Source organism: Nocardia sp. NPDC056100 (assembly GCF_042266325.1).
Lineage (GTDB): Bacteria > Actinomycetota > Actinomycetes > Mycobacteriales > Mycobacteriaceae > Nocardia.
Window position 1 is genome coordinate 267150 of record NZ_JBHJVY010000001.1, and the last position, 19166, is coordinate 286315.

At 65.9% G+C, this 19166-nt stretch carries 24 protein-coding genes and 1 riboswitch; of the genes, 13 read left to right on the plus strand and 11 right to left on the minus strand.

Annotated features, from left to right (window positions below; all coding sequences use genetic code 11):
* Window positions 1–3: 3 nt before the first annotated feature.
* A complete protein-coding gene (locus ACFC0O_RS01320; RefSeq protein ID WP_375952697.1) occupies window positions 4–219 on the minus strand; it encodes a CbtB domain-containing protein in 216 nt (71 codons plus the stop codon).
* Window positions 220–258: 39 nt separating this feature from the next.
* Window positions 259–403: riboswitch (cobalamin riboswitch) on the minus strand.
* Window positions 404–468: 65 nt separating this feature from the next.
* Window positions 469–858: a hypothetical protein gene (locus tag ACFC0O_RS01325; RefSeq protein ID WP_364635248.1), complete on the minus strand. Its 390-nt coding sequence runs from the start codon at window positions 856–858 to the stop codon at window positions 469–471.
* A gap of 40 nt (window positions 859–898) precedes the next feature.
* On the opposite strand from ACFC0O_RS01325, the gene ACFC0O_RS01330 reads away from it, so the two are divergent.
* On the plus strand, window positions 899–2074 hold the full coding sequence (locus ACFC0O_RS01330) for a hypothetical protein (protein WP_375952700.1): 1176 nt from the start codon (window positions 899–901) through the stop codon (window positions 2072–2074).
* Here the strand turns inward: ACFC0O_RS01330 and ACFC0O_RS01335 are convergent, their stop codons facing one another.
* A complete protein-coding gene (locus ACFC0O_RS01335; RefSeq protein ID WP_375955872.1) occupies window positions 2075–2305 on the minus strand; it encodes a hypothetical protein in 231 nt (76 codons plus the stop codon).
* A 194-nt stretch (window positions 2306–2499) separates the two neighbouring features.
* On the opposite strand from ACFC0O_RS01335, the gene ACFC0O_RS01340 reads away from it, so the two are divergent.
* Entirely contained in the window at window positions 2500–4026 is a 1527-nt protein-coding gene (locus ACFC0O_RS01340) for an FAD-dependent oxidoreductase (protein ID WP_375952703.1), read from the plus strand.
* A gap of 4 nt (window positions 4027–4030) precedes the next feature.
* On the opposite strand, the gene ACFC0O_RS01345 is transcribed toward ACFC0O_RS01340, so the two are convergent.
* The gene (locus tag ACFC0O_RS01345) at window positions 4031–4366 is read right to left on the minus strand and encodes a hypothetical protein (protein ID WP_375952706.1); all 336 of its coding nucleotides are present in this window, start codon (window positions 4364–4366) and stop codon (window positions 4031–4033) included.
* Between the two features lie 580 nt (window positions 4367–4946).
* On the opposite strand from ACFC0O_RS01345, the gene ACFC0O_RS01350 reads away from it, so the two are divergent.
* Window positions 4947–6554 carry an AMP-binding protein gene (locus ACFC0O_RS01350; protein ID WP_375952708.1) on the plus strand — a complete coding sequence of 536 codons (1608 nt, stop codon included), beginning with the start codon at window positions 4947–4949 and terminating at the stop codon, window positions 6552–6554.
* On the opposite strand, the gene ACFC0O_RS01355 is transcribed toward ACFC0O_RS01350, so the two are convergent.
* Both ACFC0O_RS01355 and ACFC0O_RS01360 read right to left on the minus strand, forming a co-directional pair.
* Window positions 6489–7514, minus strand: coding sequence for a dihydrodipicolinate reductase (locus ACFC0O_RS01355; protein ID WP_375955875.1), 1026 nt, complete (start codon window positions 7512–7514; stop codon window positions 6489–6491). The two genes, ACFC0O_RS01350 and ACFC0O_RS01355, sit on opposite strands and share 66 nt — an antisense overlap.
* Window positions 7515–7574: 60 nt before the next feature.
* A complete protein-coding gene (locus ACFC0O_RS01360) occupies window positions 7575–8393 on the minus strand; it encodes an SDR family oxidoreductase (protein ID WP_375952711.1) in 819 nt (272 codons plus the stop codon).
* A gap of 93 nt (window positions 8394–8486) precedes the next feature.
* Between ACFC0O_RS01360 and ACFC0O_RS01365 the strand changes: the two genes are divergently transcribed.
* Window positions 8487–9071 carry a TetR/AcrR family transcriptional regulator gene (locus ACFC0O_RS01365; protein WP_375952714.1) on the plus strand — a complete coding sequence of 195 codons (585 nt, stop codon included), beginning with the start codon at window positions 8487–8489 and terminating at the stop codon, window positions 9069–9071.
* Between the two features lie 38 nt (window positions 9072–9109).
* Here the strand turns inward: ACFC0O_RS01365 and ACFC0O_RS01370 are convergent, their stop codons facing one another.
* Complete coding sequence (locus tag ACFC0O_RS01370) at window positions 9110–9319, minus strand: DUF397 domain-containing protein (protein ID WP_375952717.1); 210 nt, start codon at window positions 9317–9319, stop codon at window positions 9110–9112.
* On the minus strand, window positions 9316–10194 hold the full coding sequence (locus ACFC0O_RS01375; protein ID WP_375952720.1) for a helix-turn-helix domain-containing protein: 879 nt from the start codon (window positions 10192–10194) through the stop codon (window positions 9316–9318). The genes ACFC0O_RS01370 and ACFC0O_RS01375 overlap by 4 nt, the downstream gene beginning before the upstream one ends.
* A gap of 195 nt (window positions 10195–10389) precedes the next feature.
* Here ACFC0O_RS01375 and ACFC0O_RS01380 point away from each other — a divergent pair, with 195 nt between their 5' ends.
* Both ACFC0O_RS01380 and ACFC0O_RS01385 read left to right on the plus strand, forming a co-directional pair.
* The gene (locus ACFC0O_RS01380; protein WP_364635278.1) at window positions 10390–10614 is read left to right on the plus strand and encodes a hypothetical protein; all 225 of its coding nucleotides are present in this window, start codon (window positions 10390–10392) and stop codon (window positions 10612–10614) included.
* An 89-nt stretch (window positions 10615–10703) separates the two neighbouring features.
* A complete protein-coding gene (locus tag ACFC0O_RS01385) occupies window positions 10704–11285 on the plus strand; it encodes a hypothetical protein (protein ID WP_375952723.1) in 582 nt (193 codons plus the stop codon).
* Between the two features lie 46 nt (window positions 11286–11331).
* Here ACFC0O_RS01385 and ACFC0O_RS01390 read toward each other — a convergent pair whose 3' ends face one another.
* A complete protein-coding gene (locus ACFC0O_RS01390; RefSeq protein WP_375952725.1) occupies window positions 11332–12543 on the minus strand; it encodes an erythromycin esterase family protein in 1212 nt (403 codons plus the stop codon).
* A gap of 112 nt (window positions 12544–12655) precedes the next feature.
* On the opposite strand from ACFC0O_RS01390, the gene ACFC0O_RS01395 reads away from it, so the two are divergent.
* Window positions 12656–13351, plus strand: a complete 696-nt coding sequence (locus ACFC0O_RS01395; protein ID WP_375955877.1) for a MerR family transcriptional regulator — start codon at window positions 12656–12658, stop codon at window positions 13349–13351.
* Between the two features lie 6 nt (window positions 13352–13357).
* Here the strand turns inward: ACFC0O_RS01395 and ACFC0O_RS01400 are convergent, their stop codons facing one another.
* Complete coding sequence (locus tag ACFC0O_RS01400; RefSeq protein ID WP_375952728.1) at window positions 13358–14143, minus strand: hypothetical protein; 786 nt, start codon at window positions 14141–14143, stop codon at window positions 13358–13360.
* On the opposite strand from ACFC0O_RS01400, the gene ACFC0O_RS01405 reads away from it, so the two are divergent.
* From ACFC0O_RS01405 to ACFC0O_RS01430, 6 genes are all read left to right on the plus strand, one after another.
* Window positions 14142–14660 carry a hypothetical protein gene (locus tag ACFC0O_RS01405; RefSeq protein WP_375952731.1) on the plus strand — a complete coding sequence of 173 codons (519 nt, stop codon included), beginning with the start codon at window positions 14142–14144 and terminating at the stop codon, window positions 14658–14660. The two genes, ACFC0O_RS01400 and ACFC0O_RS01405, sit on opposite strands and share 2 nt — an antisense overlap.
* Window positions 14661–14817: 157 nt before the next feature.
* The gene (ribB, locus tag ACFC0O_RS01410; RefSeq protein WP_375952734.1) at window positions 14818–15438 is read left to right on the plus strand and encodes a 3,4-dihydroxy-2-butanone-4-phosphate synthase; all 621 of its coding nucleotides are present in this window, start codon (window positions 14818–14820) and stop codon (window positions 15436–15438) included.
* Window positions 15435–16136: an HAD family hydrolase gene (locus tag ACFC0O_RS01415; RefSeq protein ID WP_375952737.1), complete on the plus strand. Its 702-nt coding sequence runs from the start codon at window positions 15435–15437 to the stop codon at window positions 16134–16136. Before ribB ends, ACFC0O_RS01415 begins: the two co-directional genes overlap by 4 nt.
* 35 nt (window positions 16137–16171) lie before the next feature.
* A complete protein-coding gene (locus tag ACFC0O_RS01420) occupies window positions 16172–16501 on the plus strand; it encodes a metalloregulator ArsR/SmtB family transcription factor (protein WP_364635298.1) in 330 nt (109 codons plus the stop codon).
* Complete coding sequence (locus ACFC0O_RS01425; RefSeq protein ID WP_375952740.1) at window positions 16501–17199, plus strand: cation transporter; 699 nt, start codon at window positions 16501–16503, stop codon at window positions 17197–17199. Before ACFC0O_RS01420 ends, ACFC0O_RS01425 begins: the two co-directional genes overlap by 1 nt.
* Before the next feature lie 55 nt (window positions 17200–17254).
* Window positions 17255–17698 (plus strand): hypothetical protein, encoded by a 444-nt coding sequence (locus ACFC0O_RS01430; protein ID WP_375952743.1) that lies wholly within the window; start codon window positions 17255–17257, stop codon window positions 17696–17698.
* Window positions 17699–17754: 56 nt separating this feature from the next.
* On the opposite strand, the gene ACFC0O_RS01435 is transcribed toward ACFC0O_RS01430, so the two are convergent.
* Complete coding sequence (locus ACFC0O_RS01435; protein ID WP_375952746.1) at window positions 17755–18951, minus strand: cytochrome P450; 1197 nt, start codon at window positions 18949–18951, stop codon at window positions 17755–17757.
* Between the last annotated feature and the right edge of the window lie 215 nt (window positions 18952–19166).

Consider the following 19166-nt stretch of genomic DNA (forward strand, 5'->3'; position numbering starts at 1 on the left):
TTGCTAGTGGCAGGGGAATCCGAGGAAATGCCGGCCGTCGTGGACGAACTCGTGCACGTGCATATCGCTGCCGAAGATCGATACCGCGCCCTGGTCGATCCCGATGAAGTAGATCGCGAGCAGTGCCAGGATGGCGGTGCCGGTCAGCCATAGCGCGGTGGTGGGCAGGGCCAGGGATCCGGTTCCGAGACCGGAACGCGGGACGTATGAGGTTGCCACGATGACTCCTCGAGTTCGTGGGGATTGTGCGCGTCCCCGTCGGTGAATTGAACGCGATGCGAGGGTCTGACTCGCCCCCCGCCGGATGGCGGGAGTTCACAGTGGCGCGACCGTTCCGGAGTTGCACCGGATTCCTCGAGGCATCGTTCCTCAACGATACGAAACCGCGTGCGCGCAGGTCAAACGCGGAACCGCACCGTGAAATGGCTATTGCCGAGCTATCGATACCTGTGAATTTCCTGGTAACGCTCAGGCGGATCCGAGTGCGTCACCGAGGATCTTGTTCAGATCGACCGGCGTTCCCGGTTCGTAGACGGTCGCGCCCTTTTTGGTGATCACCACGATCTTGCCGTCCCGAATCCGGCAATCCATCTCTGTCAGCACGGTTTTGGCGCGCACATCGTAAACGGTTCGGCAGTGCGTCTTTTCGCGAATCCAGAAGCCGAGCCGGGCCAGCACGGACAGCTCGACCAGGGTGGCGGAGATGAGATATTCCAGCGCCTGCAGATCGATCATGCCGCGCTCGCGGGTGACGCTGACCTCCTCGATCCCGGACTTCTCCAGCCATTGGCCGAGTTCTTCAGCTATGTCGCGGTCACCCGCGCGCACTTCGACATTGAATACTTGTTCCGCTGTCATAACGGGCTCCGGCCGGTCGGCGATGATAGAGAATTATTCCGTGATCGAGGCCGGATCGGAAGCCGATTCGCCCGGCTGTCAGCCCGAACTCCTGCGTGCGCGGGCGGCCCGGCTGATCTCCGATCGCGGCTGGGCCTGGCCGCCCGCCACGCCGCTGTCCGAGCGGGAATTGGCGCGAGAATGCGCACTGCTCGGTGTTCCGCCGGGAGTGGGTCAGCTGGCGAATCACGCGCAATTCGGTGTGCCGGAGGCCCTGGAACTGCTCGTTTCCACATTTCTGACCGAAATCGCGCGGCGGCGACCGGAGTTGGCGCGAACGCTGCGGGATTGCGTGGTGGTCGAGACCGGTCGCAGTGGCCGGGCGCATGGCACGAGTACCCCGTATCGGGGTGAGGGGGTGGTCGTCTTGCTCGACGGCGCGATGCTGCTCATGTTCGCCGATATGGTCCGGCACGCGATGACCCTGATCGGTCAAGCACCGGGACGGGTTTTCGTGGATCCCCCCGAATCGGGCACGGTGCGCGCGGCGGCCCGGCTGATCTGGGCGTTCCGGCAACCAGCACGAGGATTCGAGCATTCGGATCTGCCACCGGCGGGTGACGGCTGGTACAGCGGCGCAGCGGCTTTCGGCAAGCTGCTGTGGTTCGGCGAGCGCTTTCTGATCGGACACGAGTTGGCGCACGCGCTGTTCCGCCTGGAACGCCTGACGGCGACACCGGGCATCATCGCCCTGATCGATCGCGATTTCCCGGACCTCCCCGCGCAGGTGCGCGAGGACTGGGCCGAGGAATTGAGCGCGGATCGGTTCGCCCGGAATCTCGTCACCGCCGGGGTCTCGCAAGTCGCACGCCCGGTGGCGTTCACCGCCTGCGCGGTCGCGACGGCCTACCTGGGCATTCTGGAGCGATCGACCGCGATACCGTCGAACGTGCCACTGCCGATCGCGCCCGCGGCGATCCGGGAACATCGGCACTGCTTCAGAACTCATCCCCCTGCCGAGTTACGACTCGAACTCCTGATCAAGGCCCGGGGTTCCGGGGCCGATGCCGGAATGACCGAGTTGTATCTCGCGGCCATGCATGCCCTGCGAGACGCGCTACACCAGGCATCGAATGGAAAGTGCATAGTGCCAATCGATTTCGATGCCTGGTGTGCGAATCCGCGCGGCCCCGCCGGGTGGTTGTGCGAGGCGCACGGCGACCGGCGTCAGTACTGACTACTGGCTGGGCTGCGGCACGTTGACATTGCAGTCGTCGATCTTGGGGTTCACGCCCATGTAATTGAGCGGCCCGGCCAGGATCGTCACCGCGATCGTCGAGGTGCCTGCGCAGTTGGTCGGCGCGTCGTCGAAGTAGTGCCGCTGTCCGGCGGCGACGGCGCCGATGACCAGCCACACCAGCACCAGGAAGGTGCCGATACCGGCCAGGCCGCTGCGGCCGCGGACCATCGGGCGATCGTTCGGATAGCTTCTCATTGTCCAACTCCAGGGTGAATCATGTAGTGCCGGTTCATCTTTCGAATCGGTCAATTCCTACGTGCTGCGCTAGTTGCCGCAATACCCGCTCGCCGCGACCTCAATCCCCCGTATCGCGGCGGTTTTTCCCGCTGTTTGAGCGCGGAGCGGACGGCTATAACCCGACCATGACTTCACTGTGGTTGAAAAACGCTGATGCGCCGGCGCGGTTGCGGCTGACGCCCGGATCGCGTTTCGATACCGTCGTGATCGGCGCGGGCATCACGGGTTTGGCGACCGCGCTGCTGCTCGCGGAAAGCGGTGCGGACGTGGCGGTGGTCGAGGCCCGCCGGATCGGCGATTCCACCAGTGGTGCGTCGACCGGAAAGCTCAGTCTGTTGCAGGGCACCCGCGCCCAGCGCATTCGCCGCCGCCACGGCGATCGCGCACTGCTCGACTATCTCGAGGCCAATCGTGAAGCGCAGCAATGGCTGATCCGATTCTGCGAGGAGCATTCCCTGCCGGTGCAACGGGAATCGGCGGTGACCTACGCGCAGACCTTCGCCGAAAAGAAGGCGGTGCGAAGGGAATTCGACGCCCTGCGGATGGCGGGCCTGCCCGTGACCGATCTCGCGCTGGATATGCCGTTTCCGGCCCAGGACGCGATAGCGCTGGCGGATCAGGCCCAATTGGATCCGGCCGCCCTGTTGGAGGCGCTGGCCCTCGAGATCGAGGCGCACACCACGTCGATCTTCGAATCGACCCTGGTGCACGATGTGCGCGAGGGCAGCGGCGATGATCTGATCGTGGAGACCGAGCACGGCGAGCTCACCGCCCGGACGGTGGTGATCGCCACCGGCACACCGATTCTCGATCGCGGCGGCTATTTCGCCCGGCTGATCGCGCAGCGCTCGTATCTCACCGCGTTCCGCGTGGCCGAGCCGATTCCACGGCATATGTTCCTCAGCGCGGGCAGTCCCACCCGGTCGTTGCGCTATGCGCCGACGCCGGAAGGCGATGTGCTGCTCGTCGGCGGTCACGGCCATACGGTGGGCCGCGTCCGCTCGCCGCGGCATCACGCGGAGGAGTTGATCGAATGGACTCGGCGCTGGTTCCCCGATGCCGAGCCGCTGCACAGCTGGTCCGCACAGGACTATCTTCCGATCGACGAACTCCCCTATGTCGGCCCGCTGCTACCGGGCCGGAATCGGATCCTGGTCGCCACCGGATATGCCAAGTGGGGCTTGACGAATGGCGTCGCGGCCGCGCTCGCGTTGACGGGACGCATTACCGGTAAGCCACCGGCCTGGGCGGGCACGCTCGCGAGCTGGCGGCCCTCGGAATTGCGCTCACTCCCGACCGCCGTTGCCGCCAATGCCGGTGTGGCCCAGCAACTTCTGACGGGCTGGCGGCATGCGCTCGGCTCGGGCCGGGACGGTATTCCCGCCGAGGGACAGGGCCGGGTGGAACGCCACGGCGTCATCCCCACCGCCGTCTCCACGGTGGACGGCGTCACGACCGAGATCTCTGCGGTGTGCCCGCACCTGGGTGGCATCCTGTGCTGGAACGATGCCGCGCTGTCCTGGGATTGCCCGCTGCACGGCTCGCGCTTCGCACCGGACGGGACCCTGCTCGACGGCCCCGCCTCGCACCCGTTGCGCCCGCTGGCTCCGCCGCTGGACGCCGCGAACCGGTTGCCCGGCCCGCGGCTCTAGCCGACTACTTCTTGGGCAGCAGAATCCCGGTCAGATCGGCGTTCTTGATCGGGGTATCCGGATTGGCCTGCGCCTTGCACATGAGCCCGATGGCGGTGATCGCCCCGTCGATCGAGTCCGGGCTGGGCGTGGCGCTGATCTCGGTGTCCTTCTCCAGGTACTTGCGCACCGTGACGTGTTGCTTATCCGAATCCTGGGCGACGAATTCACTGCACGGGGTGTCGCCGCCCTTGTTCACCGCTTCTTTCGCCTGGTCACAGCCGGTGATCAGCAGGCCGGTCAGCAGCAGCGCCGCCAGGGGCGCGGTCGCGGTCGCGGCGCGCATCGGTCGGAATCGCATGGGTCCTCCATCGTCGGATGTTCGGTGGCGTTCATGCTGAGGAATTCAGCGACATTGCTACCGGGGCAATATCCGCTGGACCGGCGGATAAACGGTGTTCCGGTATCAGCGCAGGTCCGGGTGACGCGGGTGGGGCGACAGCACCGTAGACCAGGTGTTTCGGCGAGTCGCGGCGGCGCGCCGAAGACCGACCGGGTGTGCCAACTCGCAGACCCGCAGTGCCAGCGGCTTTCCCCGGTTCGACGGGCGCGGTTATGTCGGTGAGACTCATTGTGACCGGCGGTGATTCGTACTTCCGGTTTGCTCCGGGCATGGCGCGGCGCACCGAAGCGCGCACTGTGCAGGGAAGGCACTTCGTGTCGCCGTGGCCCACGCAGACGGCTCCGGCGATGTGAACGCCTATCCGGCGGTGCCCATCGGGGCGTCGGCTCCAAGGTGCTGGTGTCCGGAGCAAGAGACGGCCCGGAAGCCCCCTCGGCTTCCGGGCCGTTGTCCACTGCGCGGGATCGGTGCCCGGCATCGGCGCAGGTGCTCGAAACGCGATACGCGAAAGATCTTGGCGGTGGCAGACTTACGCGGCATGACCGCTGCTTCGCCGGAAATCGCCACCATCATCTGCGGAGATCGGGTGCGCACCCAGCCCGATGCCCTGGCCCGAGCCGGACGGCTCGGAGCGGCGCTGGTGGCCGTCGGGATCGGGCGCGGTGACAAATGTGTGGTGATGGCACGTAATGACATCGAGTTCCTCGAGGTCTCGGTCGGTATCGCGGCGACCGGCGGGAATCCGCTGCCGATCAATACCCGGTGGACCGCGGGTGAGGTCGCCCATGTGCTCGCCGACGCCGAGGTCCGGTTGATCTTCGCCCATACCGAATTCATTCCGGTGGTGGAGGCGGCGCGCGAACTGGCGGGCACCGCGGCGCGCATCGTGGAAATCGCGATGCCCGCCGAACTGCTGGCCGCCGGTGGCTGGGATGCGGGGCTCGCGCGGCCGACCGGACGCCATGAGCTGCTGGAGGATTGGATCGCCGGGCAGCCCGAGCCGGTAGGCCATATCGAGGGCGCGATCTCGGATTCGATGGGCGTCATCTACACCTCCGGCACCACCGGTAGGCCCAAAGGTGTTGCACGGGAGTCGATGACGCCGCATCAGCTGCTGAGTATCGCGGGCGCGACCGCACAGCGCATGGGCCTGGCCCCGGGTGTCCCGATGCTGGTCGCCGGTCCGCTCTATCACACCTCACCCAATGCCATTGCCGTGCTGGGCCTTCGAATGGGCGCGAAGATCGTGCTCATGCCCAGATGGGACGCACGCGACTTCCTGCGGCTGGTCGATCACCATCGCATTCGGCAGGTCAAGATCGTGCCGACCATGGTGTCGCGCATACTGAGCGTGCCCGCCGAGGAGCGCGCACACTACGATCTGTCGAGCCTGACCCATGTGATTCATTCCGCCGCACCGTGTCCGCCCGCACTCAAGCGCGCGGCCATCGAACTGTTCGGGGATGCGCTGTGGGAGTTCTACGGGTGCAGTGAGGCGGGCACGATCACCTGGATCGATGCGACCGAATGGATGGCGCATCCCGGCAGTGTCGGCCGGGCCGTGGACGGGTCCGCCGTCCTGATCGGTGATGAGCGGGGAAATCCGCTGCCCGCCAAGGAGATCGGCCGGGTGTGGGTGCGCGGCGCGGACTATTGGCCCCGCTTCGAGTACCTCAATCAGGGCGCACCGCAATCCCCGGTGCCGGACATGCTGTGGGTCGGCGATCTCGGCTACCTCGACGAGGACGGCTATCTGTACCTGACCGGGCGCGATGCCGAGGTGGTGATCCGCGGCGGGGTGAACATCTACCCCGCCGAGATCGAGAGCGCCCTCGCCGCGCTGGACGGCGTCGAGGATGTGGCGGTCTTCGGGGTGCCCGATTCCGGCGATCTGGGTGAGCAGGTGGCCGCGCACATCCTGCCGCGCCCCGGTGTGACGCTCACCGAAGCCCTTGTGCGCGAATCCCTGTCCGGGCAGCTCGCCGCCTACAAGCTGCCCGCCCACATCGAGATCGTCGATTCGCTGCCCCGGGACGACAGCGGCAAGGTCTACAAGCGACTGCTCCGGGACGGCTGGGTATCAGCGAATGGTGCCCGCGCCGGGGATGAGCGGCAGGTCCAGGGCGGTCACCCAACCGGGCGGTAGCGCGTTGACCGCCGGTACCGCGTTCAGTGCGCGCATACCGGTGGACAAGCATCCGGCGACCGCCGGGGCGCGGCCGGAGCCGTCGGTGAACCGGAACGAGGTTTCCTGCGAGATCGACGGGGAGCCGAGGATATCCACGCGGTAGACGTCATCGCGGGTGCCCGCGGGCCAGTCGGGGGCGGCGTCCAGGCCGATGCGGTTGACATGCTCCAGGGTGATCACCTCGCGGCCCTTGTAGATGCCGTTGATGGTGAATCGGATCGCCGCGACGGTGCCCGCCTTGATGGTGCCCTTGGCGCAGGGGCGATCCTCCGGGGTCACCCACTTCTCCCACGTGGTGGTGATGTCGTCGAGTTCGATTCCGGCGGCGGTGGCGATCATGGGCACGGTGGGGCCCCACGCCATGATCAGCAGGTCCGGATGTTCCAGCAGCGCGGTGAATTCCGGCGGATGGCCGATACCCATCTCGAATTCGTAGTCGCCCTCGTAGTCGGTGTAATCCAGCAGTTCCGAGGCGCGCACGGACTCCACCTCACCGCACAGGCCCATGAGGGTGAGCGGGAACAGGTCGTTGGCGAAGCCGGGATCGATGCCGGTGGTGAAGCAGGACGCCCCGCCCGCCGCGCAGGCTTCGGTGATGGGATCGCGCCAGACATCGGGCAGCTGTTTGATATTCGGGTACACCCACGGGGTCATGGCGGTGGAGCAGACGTCGATGCCCGCGCGCAGGAACGCGGTGATGACCCGGATGTTCTCATCGGCGAACTGGGCGGTGGGGCCGTAGTGCACCAGTGCGTCGGGGCGCAGCGCGATCAGCTCGTCGACCGAATTCGTGGCCAGGACACCGGTTTTCGGCTGGCCACAGAGGTCTCCGGCATCCTTGCCGACCTTGTCGGGGTTGCTCACGCCGACGCCGACCAGTTCGAACAGGGGATGGCGCAGGATCTCGGTGAGCACCATGGAGCCGACGACTCCGGTGCCCCACAGCACGATTCGCTTGGTCACGGGTTTCTCCTGTGCTCATCGGTGGAATTCGCCGCAGTCGACGGTCAGCATCTGGCCGGTGACCGCGCTGGCGAGGTCGCTGGCCAGGAAGAGTGCGGCGCGTGCGACTTCTTCGGGTCCGGCGAGCCGTTTGAGATCGGTGGGCTCGGCCTTCTGCCGGTAGATCTCCTCGTGCGTGGTGTTCGCCTGGCTCGCCAGCCAGTCGAAGTAGGCCTTGTTGATGTCCTCGTAGACGTAGGACGGGGCGACGCTGTTCACGCGGATGCCGCGCGGGCCGAGTTCGGTGGCCAGTGACGAAGCCAGGTGTGCCAGTGCGCCTTTGGAGAGTTTGTAGCCGGAGAACTCGGGCTGCGAGCTGTAGGCCACGCATGAGTTCAGCATGATGACCGAGCCACGGGAGGCCGAGAGCGCGTCGGCGAACAACGTCGAAAGTCGCAGCGGGGCGAAGACATTGGTCTCGTTGGCGACCCGCAACGCCTCCAGTTCGATCTCGGTGATCGGGTTCATCGGCGGGATGGCGAACGCGTTGTTGATCAGGCAGTCGACCCGGCCGAATTTGGCGAGCGCGCGCTCCACCAGCGAGCGGCGCTGGTCCTCATCGGTGATATCGGTCGGTGCGACCAGGGCGGTGCCGCCCAGGGCGCGCACTTCTTCGGCGAGCTTCTCCAGGCGCTTCTCGGTGCGGCTGACCAGCACCAGATTCGCGCCCATCCGGGCCGCCTCGATGGTCAGCGAATGACCGAGTCCGGGACCGATGCCCGAAATGACGATGACTTTGTCCTGCAGGAGCGGTACCGCCCGATAGGTATCGGCGATTTCCGGGGCAGCAGACACGATAACTCCTCGAGCCGCAGCAGTTACAGAGTGTAACGACTTTGTTGTGACAGACTGTAACGACTCCCGACCGCACTGACAAGGACGGATTTCGTGACCGAACGCCACCGCCTGGGCCCGCACCGCGACCCCGCGGTGGATGCCGCCGTCCTGGACGCGGCCCGCGAGCTGCTCATCGAACGCGGTTATGCCGCAACGTCAATCGATGCCATCGCGGCGCGCGCGGGCGTGAGCCGCCCGTCGATCTACCGGCGCTGGCCGACGAAAGCGCACCTCATCGCCAAGGCCGTCTTCCCCGATGTCGGCTCCGATCAGGTCGCCCCCGACCTCATCTCGGAGATCCGCAAGATCATCCGAGGCACCATCCAGCTCTTCGGCTCCGCCGAGACCCGGGCCGCCATGCCCGGCCTTATGTCCGAGATGCGCCAAGACCCCGGCCTCTACGAAAACCTCGCCACCCGCCTGGACACCCCCACCCGCGCCGAATTGGCCGACTACCTCCCCGCCGACCCCGACTCCCCCCGCCCGGGCCTGGACCCCAACACGGTCCTGGACACCATCGCCGGCGCGGCACTCTTCGCCATGTGCATCCGCGATATAGCCGACCTCGACACCTTCGCCGACTCCCTCGAGGATCTACTCCTCTACGGCATCATGGGAGCCCGCCCCACCGAATAACACTGCGGTAGAAGCGAACTCCCATTCCCCGACGATGCCTAAGGCCGATCGAACCTACCGCCCCGCACGGCATCATTGAACGTGTCCCATTCGGCCGGGCCGAATATCAGCACCGGCCCGCCCTCCCCCAACTTCGAATCCCGCACCCCGACCGAGCCCCCACTCAGGTGCGCGGCCTCGACACAGTCCTGATTCGGACCGCTTCGGCTGCTCTTGAACCAATCCGCGTTGGGCAAATCGGCGCTCACTCGTACTCCTCTGCGATGCTCAGAACCAGTTGTCTGGTCTCCTGCTCGCTCAGCGCCGTAGCGCGAAGAGTTTTGCAGGCGGCCCGGTACTGGTCCATCTCTTCTGGCTTGTCCAGGTACAGCGCACCCGTGAAGCCCTCCACATAGACCAAGGCGGGCTCGGTCAGTCGAGTGCCCGTATACACGGGGAACTCCATCAGTGTGAACGTACCAACGATCAGCGGCAACGGCGTTGCGATACCCATGGGCACCAACCGAATTGACGCCGTTGGAAGCTTGGACACGGTCGCGATGTGTCGCAGCTGCTCCGCCATGACCGCCGGGCCGCCAACCGCCCACCGCAGCGCCGACTCACAGATGTACATCGTTACGCTGAAATCAGCCGGATCTTCGGTCAGTCGTTGTTGTCGCCTGGCCGAAATCTCAATGCGCTGTTCAACTTCCACCGTCGGCATCCCGGGGATCGCGGCCCAGATCACCGCGCGACGATAGCTCGGCGTCTGAAGCAGTCCGGGAAGCAGATTCGGATGAAGCGTGGTGAGCTTGCACGCCGCTTCTTCCATCCCGAGGTAGAGATCGAAGTAATTCGGCACCGCCGATCCGTAGTTGTGCCACCACCCCGGGCTCTTCGTCTCGGCCACCAGACCGAGTAGTGCGGCGCGCGTGTCCTCGTCAGCGTCGTATAACTGGCAGAGCGCACCGACATCCAGCTCTCGAATCTTCGGACCGGGCTGTCCGGTCTCGATGCGCCAAAGTGTCTGTGCCGAAACATCGATGAGCTTGTACGCCTGAACCGCCGGAACCCCGGACTGCTCGCGCAGTTGCTTCAAGGTACGGCCGATCAGGCGGCGCGGAACGGTGGAACCGGCTGCCATCTCTTAGCCTCTCTATCGGTCTTATGCAATTTTGGAATGATTCTCCCAACAACTTTGGAAGGCGGAGATCTTTTCGCCGATTTTCCACCCTGGATCATTCCAAGCGCTCGCGTGCCGGCGTAGACCTGTAATCACCCCGGCGGACAGGAGATCCCAAGTCCCCGACCCGATTCCCCGCTACAGGAGGTAAAGGTCATGTACATCAGTCACGAGCCGCCCGACTACCCGATCATGAATCTGACTGTCGCACAGCGCGGCCAACTCGCCCACCAGCACTGCGACCCCGAAACCTGCTCCGCCAAAGCCTATTTCGACAAGGTCGCACTCCGCCTCAGCCGAGAACTCCGCACGGTCAGAAGCTCCCACGGCACCGGCGATATCCGAGGTACCTGGAATATCTGGACGAGCCGCTCCTTCTGACAGCCAGACCGAGGGGTCCCGCCTCGAACACACCGACCGGAACTGATTCGGGCCGAACTGATTGGAGCGGAGTGCCGTACGGTCCAGGCGTGGGCGATTTCTACCAGTACTACTACGCGCTCGGCGAATCTGATGAGAGTGCGATCGCGCGGGTGCGGGAGACAGTGCGACTCTTCATGAGTTGCCGCGAGACCTGGAATCCGGATCCGGTCGGCGTGGTAATCGCCGCCGGAGCACCGGTGCTCCAGTCCGAACTGGATGCCCTGATGGACTGGGGAATCGCCCATATGGACACGGCACACGATGATCAGGACCAGCGGAACTCCCCGCGAGCATCGGGAATCCTGCCGATGCTCGGATTCGACTGGGGCCATTCGGGATCCCACATGAGCTTGCCGCGGTGTCTGGACTGCGGGATTGATGTCCACCTCGACAGCGACCAGTGCGAGAGTTGGCTGGACGACGGCACCGAACCGACCATCACCTGTGACGGGTGCGGCCGAACCGCACTCGCCGGGGACTTCTCGCTGTACACGACGATGATCTTCAGAACGAATTGCGGTGTGATGCTCGGGAATTGGCCGAGCGTCGAACACTTCGGACCAGACGTTCACCGGCAAGCGCTCGACCTGATCGGCCATCGCCCGTCCTACACGATCCGCAAATCCTGACCGGCCGTGCTGCGACACGGTCGACATGACGCAGGGCCGACGACCACTACCAGTATTGGTGGCGCGTCCCGTCGGTGTCGGTGATGAAGATCATCGCATCGGCGCTGGTCAGGTCTGCGGGGCCGAATGGGATGTGGCCCGGGAGAAACGGTTTGGCGGATTGCGCCGCCGGGGGCAGGGCGGTGAGGAGAGGCGGGACGGGGAATAGGGCACGGCGGGTGGTCGCCTCGGCAAGCAGGTGGTGCAGGGTGCCGGGGTCGGCGGTGGGGTTGGCGTCGGTTGCCACGAAGAGGTAGCGGTCGCCGAGGGTCAGTGCCGTCAAAGCGCCTGCGCTCCCCCAGGTCGGGGCATCGGCACCGGATTGCGGGTGGGGCCGGGCGCGTTGCAGGTGGGCGTTGTGCGCGAAGACCAGGCTGGGCCCGCGGTGGCGTTCCCGAGCCAGGATGGTGAGGAGATTGTCAGCCATCATTTCGGTGCGGTGGCTGGCCAGGGTGCCGATGCGATCGGTCGCGGGGGTTGCCATCGCGGAGTGATAGCGCAGTAGCGCCAATCCCGTTCGCGCCCGGGCGAAGGCGCGGTCGTAACCGCCGGGGTCGGCGGGACGCAAGGTCGGTCCGGCCCGGTGCAGGACGCTGACCAGGTCATCAGCGATGAGGCGCAGGGCATGGGCTTGCGCCGAGCCGCCGATGGAGGCGGCCGCGTCGTACATGGCGGCTTGATTGGTCCAGTCGGCATCCGCACCGCAGAGTGCGTCGGTATCGGGGAGCGATTCGGGCCGGAATGCGGACGGCAGATAGTCGATGGCATCGGTGAGGAACTGCCGGGGGCTCGGTGCGCCGGAGTACTCCGTCGGGGCGTCGAAGCCGTAGAAGTGAATCCGATCCCGGGCTGCACGGTCCTCGTTCGCGGCGCGAAGCCATTCGAGAAGTTCGCGATTACCCGGTATCGCGCCGAATCCGTGACTGAATCCGGTGCTCAGCACGGTGTCGAGATCGGTGTCCGCCCCATTCACGTAGTCGTCGACCACGGCGGCGGCGAAGTAATCGGTCTCGAGAATGATTGAGCGGTAACCCCGTTCGACGAGATGGGCGAGGATGTCGTTGCGCAGCACCGGGAATGCCTCGATCCCGTGCGTCGGTTCGCCCAGGGCGAGCAATGCCGGTGGTTCGGTTCGTCCGGCGAGCAATTCATCGAGCGCGCGACCCAGGCTTGCCAGGTCATCGAGTTGGCGGCCGATCGCACGCAGTGCGGTGGACATGGAGCACCCCTTTCCGAAGGAACTCCCCTCGACGATATCGTTGAAGAATCCTTTGAAGCTTTTCCGCCTCCAACGACCACATACTGTCGAAAAGCCTCAATCGGAGGTAAATCTGCGCCCCATCGATCTCGCCCGCGAACACGGATTGTCCACCCAGGCGATCCGCAACTACGACGATGCCGGAGTGCTCCCGCCTTCCGCACGCACCGAGACCGGGTACCGCCGCTACACCCCGCTGCACGCGCAAGCCCTGCGCACCTTCCTCGCATTGCGCGCAGGCCACGGTCATCAGCGGGCCATGGCGATCATGCGTGCGTGCAATCGCGATGACAGCGAGTCCGCCTTCCGCCTGATCGACGCCTCACACATCGCGCTGCGGACGGAGCGAGATACTCGCTCCGATGTCGCGAAAACCCTTGGTAGCCTGTCGAGTACGCCACCGACCCCGATTCCCGGCCCGCCATTGACGGTGGGTGAACTCGCACACCGAATCGAGGTGCATCCCGCCACGCTGCGCGCCTGGGAGGAGCGGGGAATTCTGCGACCGGAGCGCGATCGGACCACGGGCTACCGCCGCTACGGTCCGGAATGCGTGCGGGATGCCGATATCGCGCGGCAACTACGGCGCGGCGACTACCCGCTCGATCGGGTCGCGACATTCCTGGACGCGCTGCGCGAGGCGGGCGGCGCGGACGCGCTACGCACCTTCCTCGACGCCTGGCAGGATCGGCTTCAGGCCCGCAGCCGCGCTCTCCTGTGCGGCGCTGCCCAACTCGACGCCTACCTCACCATGCTCGATCAGGCATAGCGCCTGTCAGTGCGGATCCGCGATCAAATGCAGATACGCGGTATCCAGCGGTATATCGACCGCGTACCAGGCCGCGGGTCTCTCGTCATCGCGCGGGCACCATGCGGTAGCGATGCACAGCCGCGCCACCTCCAGGCCGCCCAACCCGGGCAAATGCCAGGCGATGCGCGCCGGATCCTCGTATCGCACACCGTATTCGGACATACTGTCATCTCCGTCGGCGGGCAGCAGATCCACCCAATCCGAGGGCATCAGCCGCCCATCCGCCGCTTGCATACCGAGCAGTTCGGAATCCGGACCGCCGATCGACACCATGAAATGCTCGTTCTCGACACTCACCGCCGCAAGGCATTCGCCCGAATCCCGGCCACCGTACGCCCCGGCGGGCAAATCGCTCAACTCCGCCGACACCACCAGACCCGGCACCCCGGACGGCGCCTGCACCTGCCAGATCGCTGCCCAGATCGGCACCGCCGCACCACCGTCCCAAGGCTGCACATCGATGCTCCCGATCAGCAGATCCACGGTCGCCCCGCGATGTTGCCAGCGATGCAGATGTGAGCCATTGGCCAAGCGCCACAGCGCATCCGGTGCTGCGGGTAGCGCATCCGGACCGAGCCGCACGCCGAACCTGACGGCGCCGAGGGGTGTGTCGATCACGGCTGGGTGCCGGTCCGCCTGGTCCAGGTGCTCGGTGGGAAGCATGCGCCCATCATCCAGGTTGGCTATCTCGGCGAGCCAGCCGGGCACACCACGGGCGGTGATACCGGTTGATGGCATAGTCCCGGTCATGCTCACGATGGCAATGAACGATCGGGCCCGCGAACTGTTCGATCTCCGGACCGGATTCGCGGTGCTGGACCCCGCCGACGGTTTGGCCGCCGGACTACGCGACTGGGCGGACCGCGGCCTGGAAGTCCGGGATGAGGTGCTCTCCTGGAAGCCGGTGCCGTTCAACGCCGCGGACGCGCCCGCGGATTTCGGCGATCTCACCGGATGGGAATGCGCGCATACCGTGCTGCATCTCGATGATTTTGTCCCGGTGACGGTTTCGCAGGAGGGCGGGGAGCCGCTGATCGGGCCGGACGATCAGCGCGAACTGCTCCGGCAGGGCATCGTGCTGGCGCGCGAGATCGGCCGCCTGGCGGGCGAACTGGCTGTGCCGCAATCGATCCGGTGTGTGATCTCGGCCAATGACACCAATGGCACGTTCCGTTTCCACCGCATCCGGTCCGGGGAGTCCTGGCACGATGCCGACCTCGACAAATACGAGACCGACCATGTGGTGGTGATGGACTTCGGCGTGTGAATCGGCGGGCCTCCCGCCCGCCGGTGCGATACGCGTGCCTCGGTAGAATTCGATCTTGATTCGACTAGCGTCTGCTGCGTTGTGCGCTCCATTCCACCAACCAGGGCGGAGGCCACCGACAATGACCGTTTCCATCGGTACGCGATCCAGAGAGAGCATGTTCGACCAGGTCGAGACCGCGGTCCGCGACATCGCCGCCGGGCGGGCGGTAATCGTGGTCGACAATGAGAATCGCGAGAACGAAGGCGATCTGATCATGTCCGCCGAACTCGCGACGGGTGCGGCGCTCGGCTTCTTCATTCGCTATACCGGCGGGGTGATCTGCGCGCCCATGCCCGCCGAGCGGGCGGACCTGCTGGGGCTGCCGCCCATGGTCGCGGCGAACGAGGATCTGAACCAGACCGCGTTCACGGTCACCGTGGACGCGGTGGCGGGCGTGGTTTCGGGTATCAGCGCGCAGGATCGCGCGACGACGCTGCGCACACTGGCGAATCCGACGACCCGGACCGGGGATCTACAGCGACCGGGGCATGTGTTCCCGTTGCGCGCGCACCCGCGGGGCCTGGCCGGGCGGCAGGGCCATACCGAGGCCGGGGTCGAGCTGATGCGGCTGGCGGGGGTGGCTCCGGTGGCGGTGATCAGCGAGGTCTGCCATGACGACGGTTCGGTGATGCGGTTGGACGCATTGCGCGCGTTCGCCGATACCCATGGGCTGACACTGATTTCGATCGATCAGCTCGGTGCCGGGTGCGCGGGAGCCGGGGACCTTCCGGGATGAGCGTGCCCATCGACGCGGTGCTGTTCGATCTGGACGGCACACTGGTGGCGACCATGGAACCGTGGGATCGGTGCTGGTTCGATTTCGCGGCCCGGCACGGGCACGCCTGGACCGATACCGACCGGCGGCGCACCCACGGCCACGGCGACTGGGCGGATCACCTCGCCGAGGTCTGCGGAATCGATTCCGCGGCACGGGTTATCGAGGAATGCACCGATCTGATGGTCGAACAGGTGCGGGCCGGGCGTATCGAATTGCTGCCCGGGGTGAGGGAATTGGTGCGGACCGCGACGAATGCCGCGGCGACCGGCGTGGTGTCGGCATCACCGCATCGGTTCGTGCACGCCACCCTCGAACACTTCGGGCTGCACCGCCGGTGGGATCTCACCCTGACCCGCGAGGATCTGACCGAGACCAAACCCGACCCGGCCCCGTATCTGCATGCCGCGGCCCGGCTCGGCGTGCTCCCGAAACACTGTGTGGCGGTCGAGGATTCGGCAGCGGGTATTCGCTCCGCCGCAACGGCGGGCCTGCGCGTACTGGCCATTCCGAGCTGGGCGGATCACTCGCCCGCACCCGAAGCCGCTCTCGCGGAATACCTGGCCCCCGACGCCTTCCGGGCCGACGAGTGGCTGCGCACCGCACTCGAGCCGACCATCGCCGGCATGTACGAGGTCAGCGCCGCCAATAGTTCATGATTTTCTGAATACAGATTCTGATGTACAGTCGCGGTGTGGACACCTCGCTGCACCGCGACGCCCTGGCCCGCTTCGGCCATGCCCTGTCGGACCCGACCCGCACGCAGATCCTGATGAGCCTGCGGCACACCCCGGGATACCCGTCCGAGCTGGCCGAGGAGATCGGCGTCTCACGCCAGATCCTCTCGAATCACCTTGCCTGCCTGCGTGGTTGCGGTCTGGTGGTGGCGGTGCCGGAGGGCCGTCGCTCCCGCTACGAACTGGCCGATCCGAGAATCGGGCGCGCCCTGGACGATCTGACCGGCCTGGTCCTGGCCGTGGATCCGGCCTGCTGCCCCGACTCCGGCACCGAGGGCTGCTGCTGATGTCCCAGTCCCTCGGCATGCCCGCGCGCCCCCTCGGCCCATCCCCCCGGCGACGCGCACAACTGGCAACCCGAATCCGCTGGTTGGTAGCCGCCACCATCACCTACAACATCATCGAAGCGATCATCGCCCTCACCGAAGGCACCCGAGCCTCCTCCACCGCCCTCATCGGCTTCGGCCTCGACTCGGTCATTGAGGTCTCCTCCGCCGCCGCCATCGCCTGGCAGTTCGCCACCCCCGACCACGAGCGCCGCGAGAAAACCGCCCTCCGCATCATCGCCTTCTCCTTCTTCGCCCTCGCCGCCTACGTCACCACCGACTCCCTCCGCGCCCTGCTGGGCGTTCACGAAGCCGCCCCCTCCCCCATCGGAATCACCCTGGCCGCACTGAGTTTGGCCATCATGCCGATCCTGTCCCGGTCCCAACGCCGAGCAGGCCGAGAACTAGGCTCCGCCTCAGCCGTAGCCGACTCCAAACAAACCCTCCTCTGCACCTACCTCTCCGCAATCCTCCTAATCGGCCTACTCCTCAACACCCTCCTAGGCTGGTCCTGGGCCGACCCCCTAGCCGCCCTGACAATCGCCGCCATAGCCATCAAAGAAGGCATCAACGCCTGGCAAGGCGAAACCTGCTGCCCCACAACGCCGCACCGCGACGCGGGCAGCACACCCGCCGACCACGATTGCTCCTGCTGCTGATTCACCAGCCGAATCCTCTTCGACGACAACGGCATTGCTCGGGTACCGTCACCGGATGGGGAGTCAATGTCTGATCTGCGATAAGCATCGGGGTGTCGGTCCGCTGGTCGGCCCGGTCATATATGCGAGCGAACTGGTCATGGTGACGCATCGCCCGCTGTCGGAGGGAGCACCGATGCCGGGATACCTGTTTGTCGAAACTGTCAGGCACGCCGCTACTTTGGCCGACCTGACCGATGACGAGGCCGCCGAAGCCGGATGGGCCGCCCGCCGGGCGGCGCTAGCGTTGCGCCTGGAGTTGGACCCCGAGTACGTCTTCTCAGCGGTGACCGGCCGAAGCGTGGCGCATTTCCATCAGCACGTATTCGTGCGACCGCAAGGAGCTCCGAACACGCTGCACTGGTTCGATATCGACTCCTGGGCCGAGGGCCCGCGAATCGGCGAGAACGCGCTGACCGAGCTATGCGGACACCTCGCACGCCATTTCGCGGTTGATTGATCCCAGTCCGGCACGTCGATGACGATGCCGGGCGGGTCGAACCGGGGCTTCGGTGGCTACTGCGGCGCTGGGGTGGGTTCGCGGTGGCGGAGGGTGATGAGGGCGTTGCGGGAGGGGCTCAGGCCGGTGTGGTAGCGGCGGGCGGGTTCGATGGGGCCGGGGATGGGGTCGATGCGGCGCTTTTCGATGATGGCGCGGAAGAGGATTCGGGCTTCCACGGTGGCGAATTGTGCGCCGAGGCAGCGGTGCGGGCCGGCGCCGAAGGTCAGCCAGGTGTGGCCGTCGGGGCGTTTGTCGAGGAAGCGTTCGGGGCGGAAGGAGAGGGGGTCGGGGTAGATGTGTTCGGATTCGTGGATGAGCAGGATGGGGATGATGACGATGGTGCCCTCGGGAATGGCGACGCCGTTGACCACGGTGTCGCGCAGGGCGATTCGGCCGGTGAACGGTGATACCGGGCGCAGCCGCATGGTTTCCGCTACGACCGCGTCCAGATAGGCGTCCAGGCGCGCCTCGTCACCGGAGTCGACGGCGGCGTCGAGTTCGGCCATGGCGTCCGGATGCGCGGCCAGCATGGTGGCGATCCAGCCGAGGGTGATGGCGGTGGTCTCGTACGCGCCCAATAGGATTCCGCGCAGATTGCGGGACAGCGCGACATCATCGTGCTGATCGAGATCGGTGCCGACGTAGCGCGCCAGCACATCCCGGCGATCGGTGCCGTCCTCGTTATTGGCACGGCGCGCGGCGATCTCCTCGATGATCACCTCGTCGACCTTGGCCTGCGCGCGCATGAGCGGCCGATACGGCGGGGTGTAGCCACCGAGCAGCGGGGTGATCAGCGTGACCGCGAGGAACCCGCGACTCTCGATCTCCCCGAACCACGCGCTCACCGCATCCTTGAGCCGCCCGCTGCGCTCGGGCGCCACATCACCGAACACCACACTCAGCAGCACCCCGATAGCCAGATCATAACCAGCCTTGAGGAATTCGATCGGTTCGTCGACCGGCCACTTGGGCAGCTCGCGCTCGACGACCTCGATCATCAATTCCTCATAGGATTTGAGCGCCTTGTTCTGGAACGGCGGCGAGAACAGTTTGCGCTCACGACGATGATCGTCACCCTCCAGGAAGATCAGCGTCTCCTTGCCGAACACCAGATCGTGACTCGACAGCCGCGCCATCAACTGACCGACCGAGAAATCCTCGTGATTGGTGAACACCTCACGGACATCGGCCATGTCATGGGTGATGAACATGGTCGGGAACCCCGGCGGCGAAGCGACGAAACGCTTCCCGAATTCCAATAGCGGGGAGCTATGAGCACCGGGGCGAATCAAGCCCCCCAACTGCCCGAGACGGCGGTTGCGTAGGCGGGGAAGTTGGCGCAGCGTTATCGGGGTCTGTGACACGCAGCCATCTTCACCGCTGATCCGGCGTCTGGCAATCATGAAATCCTTGCCGTACCAACGAG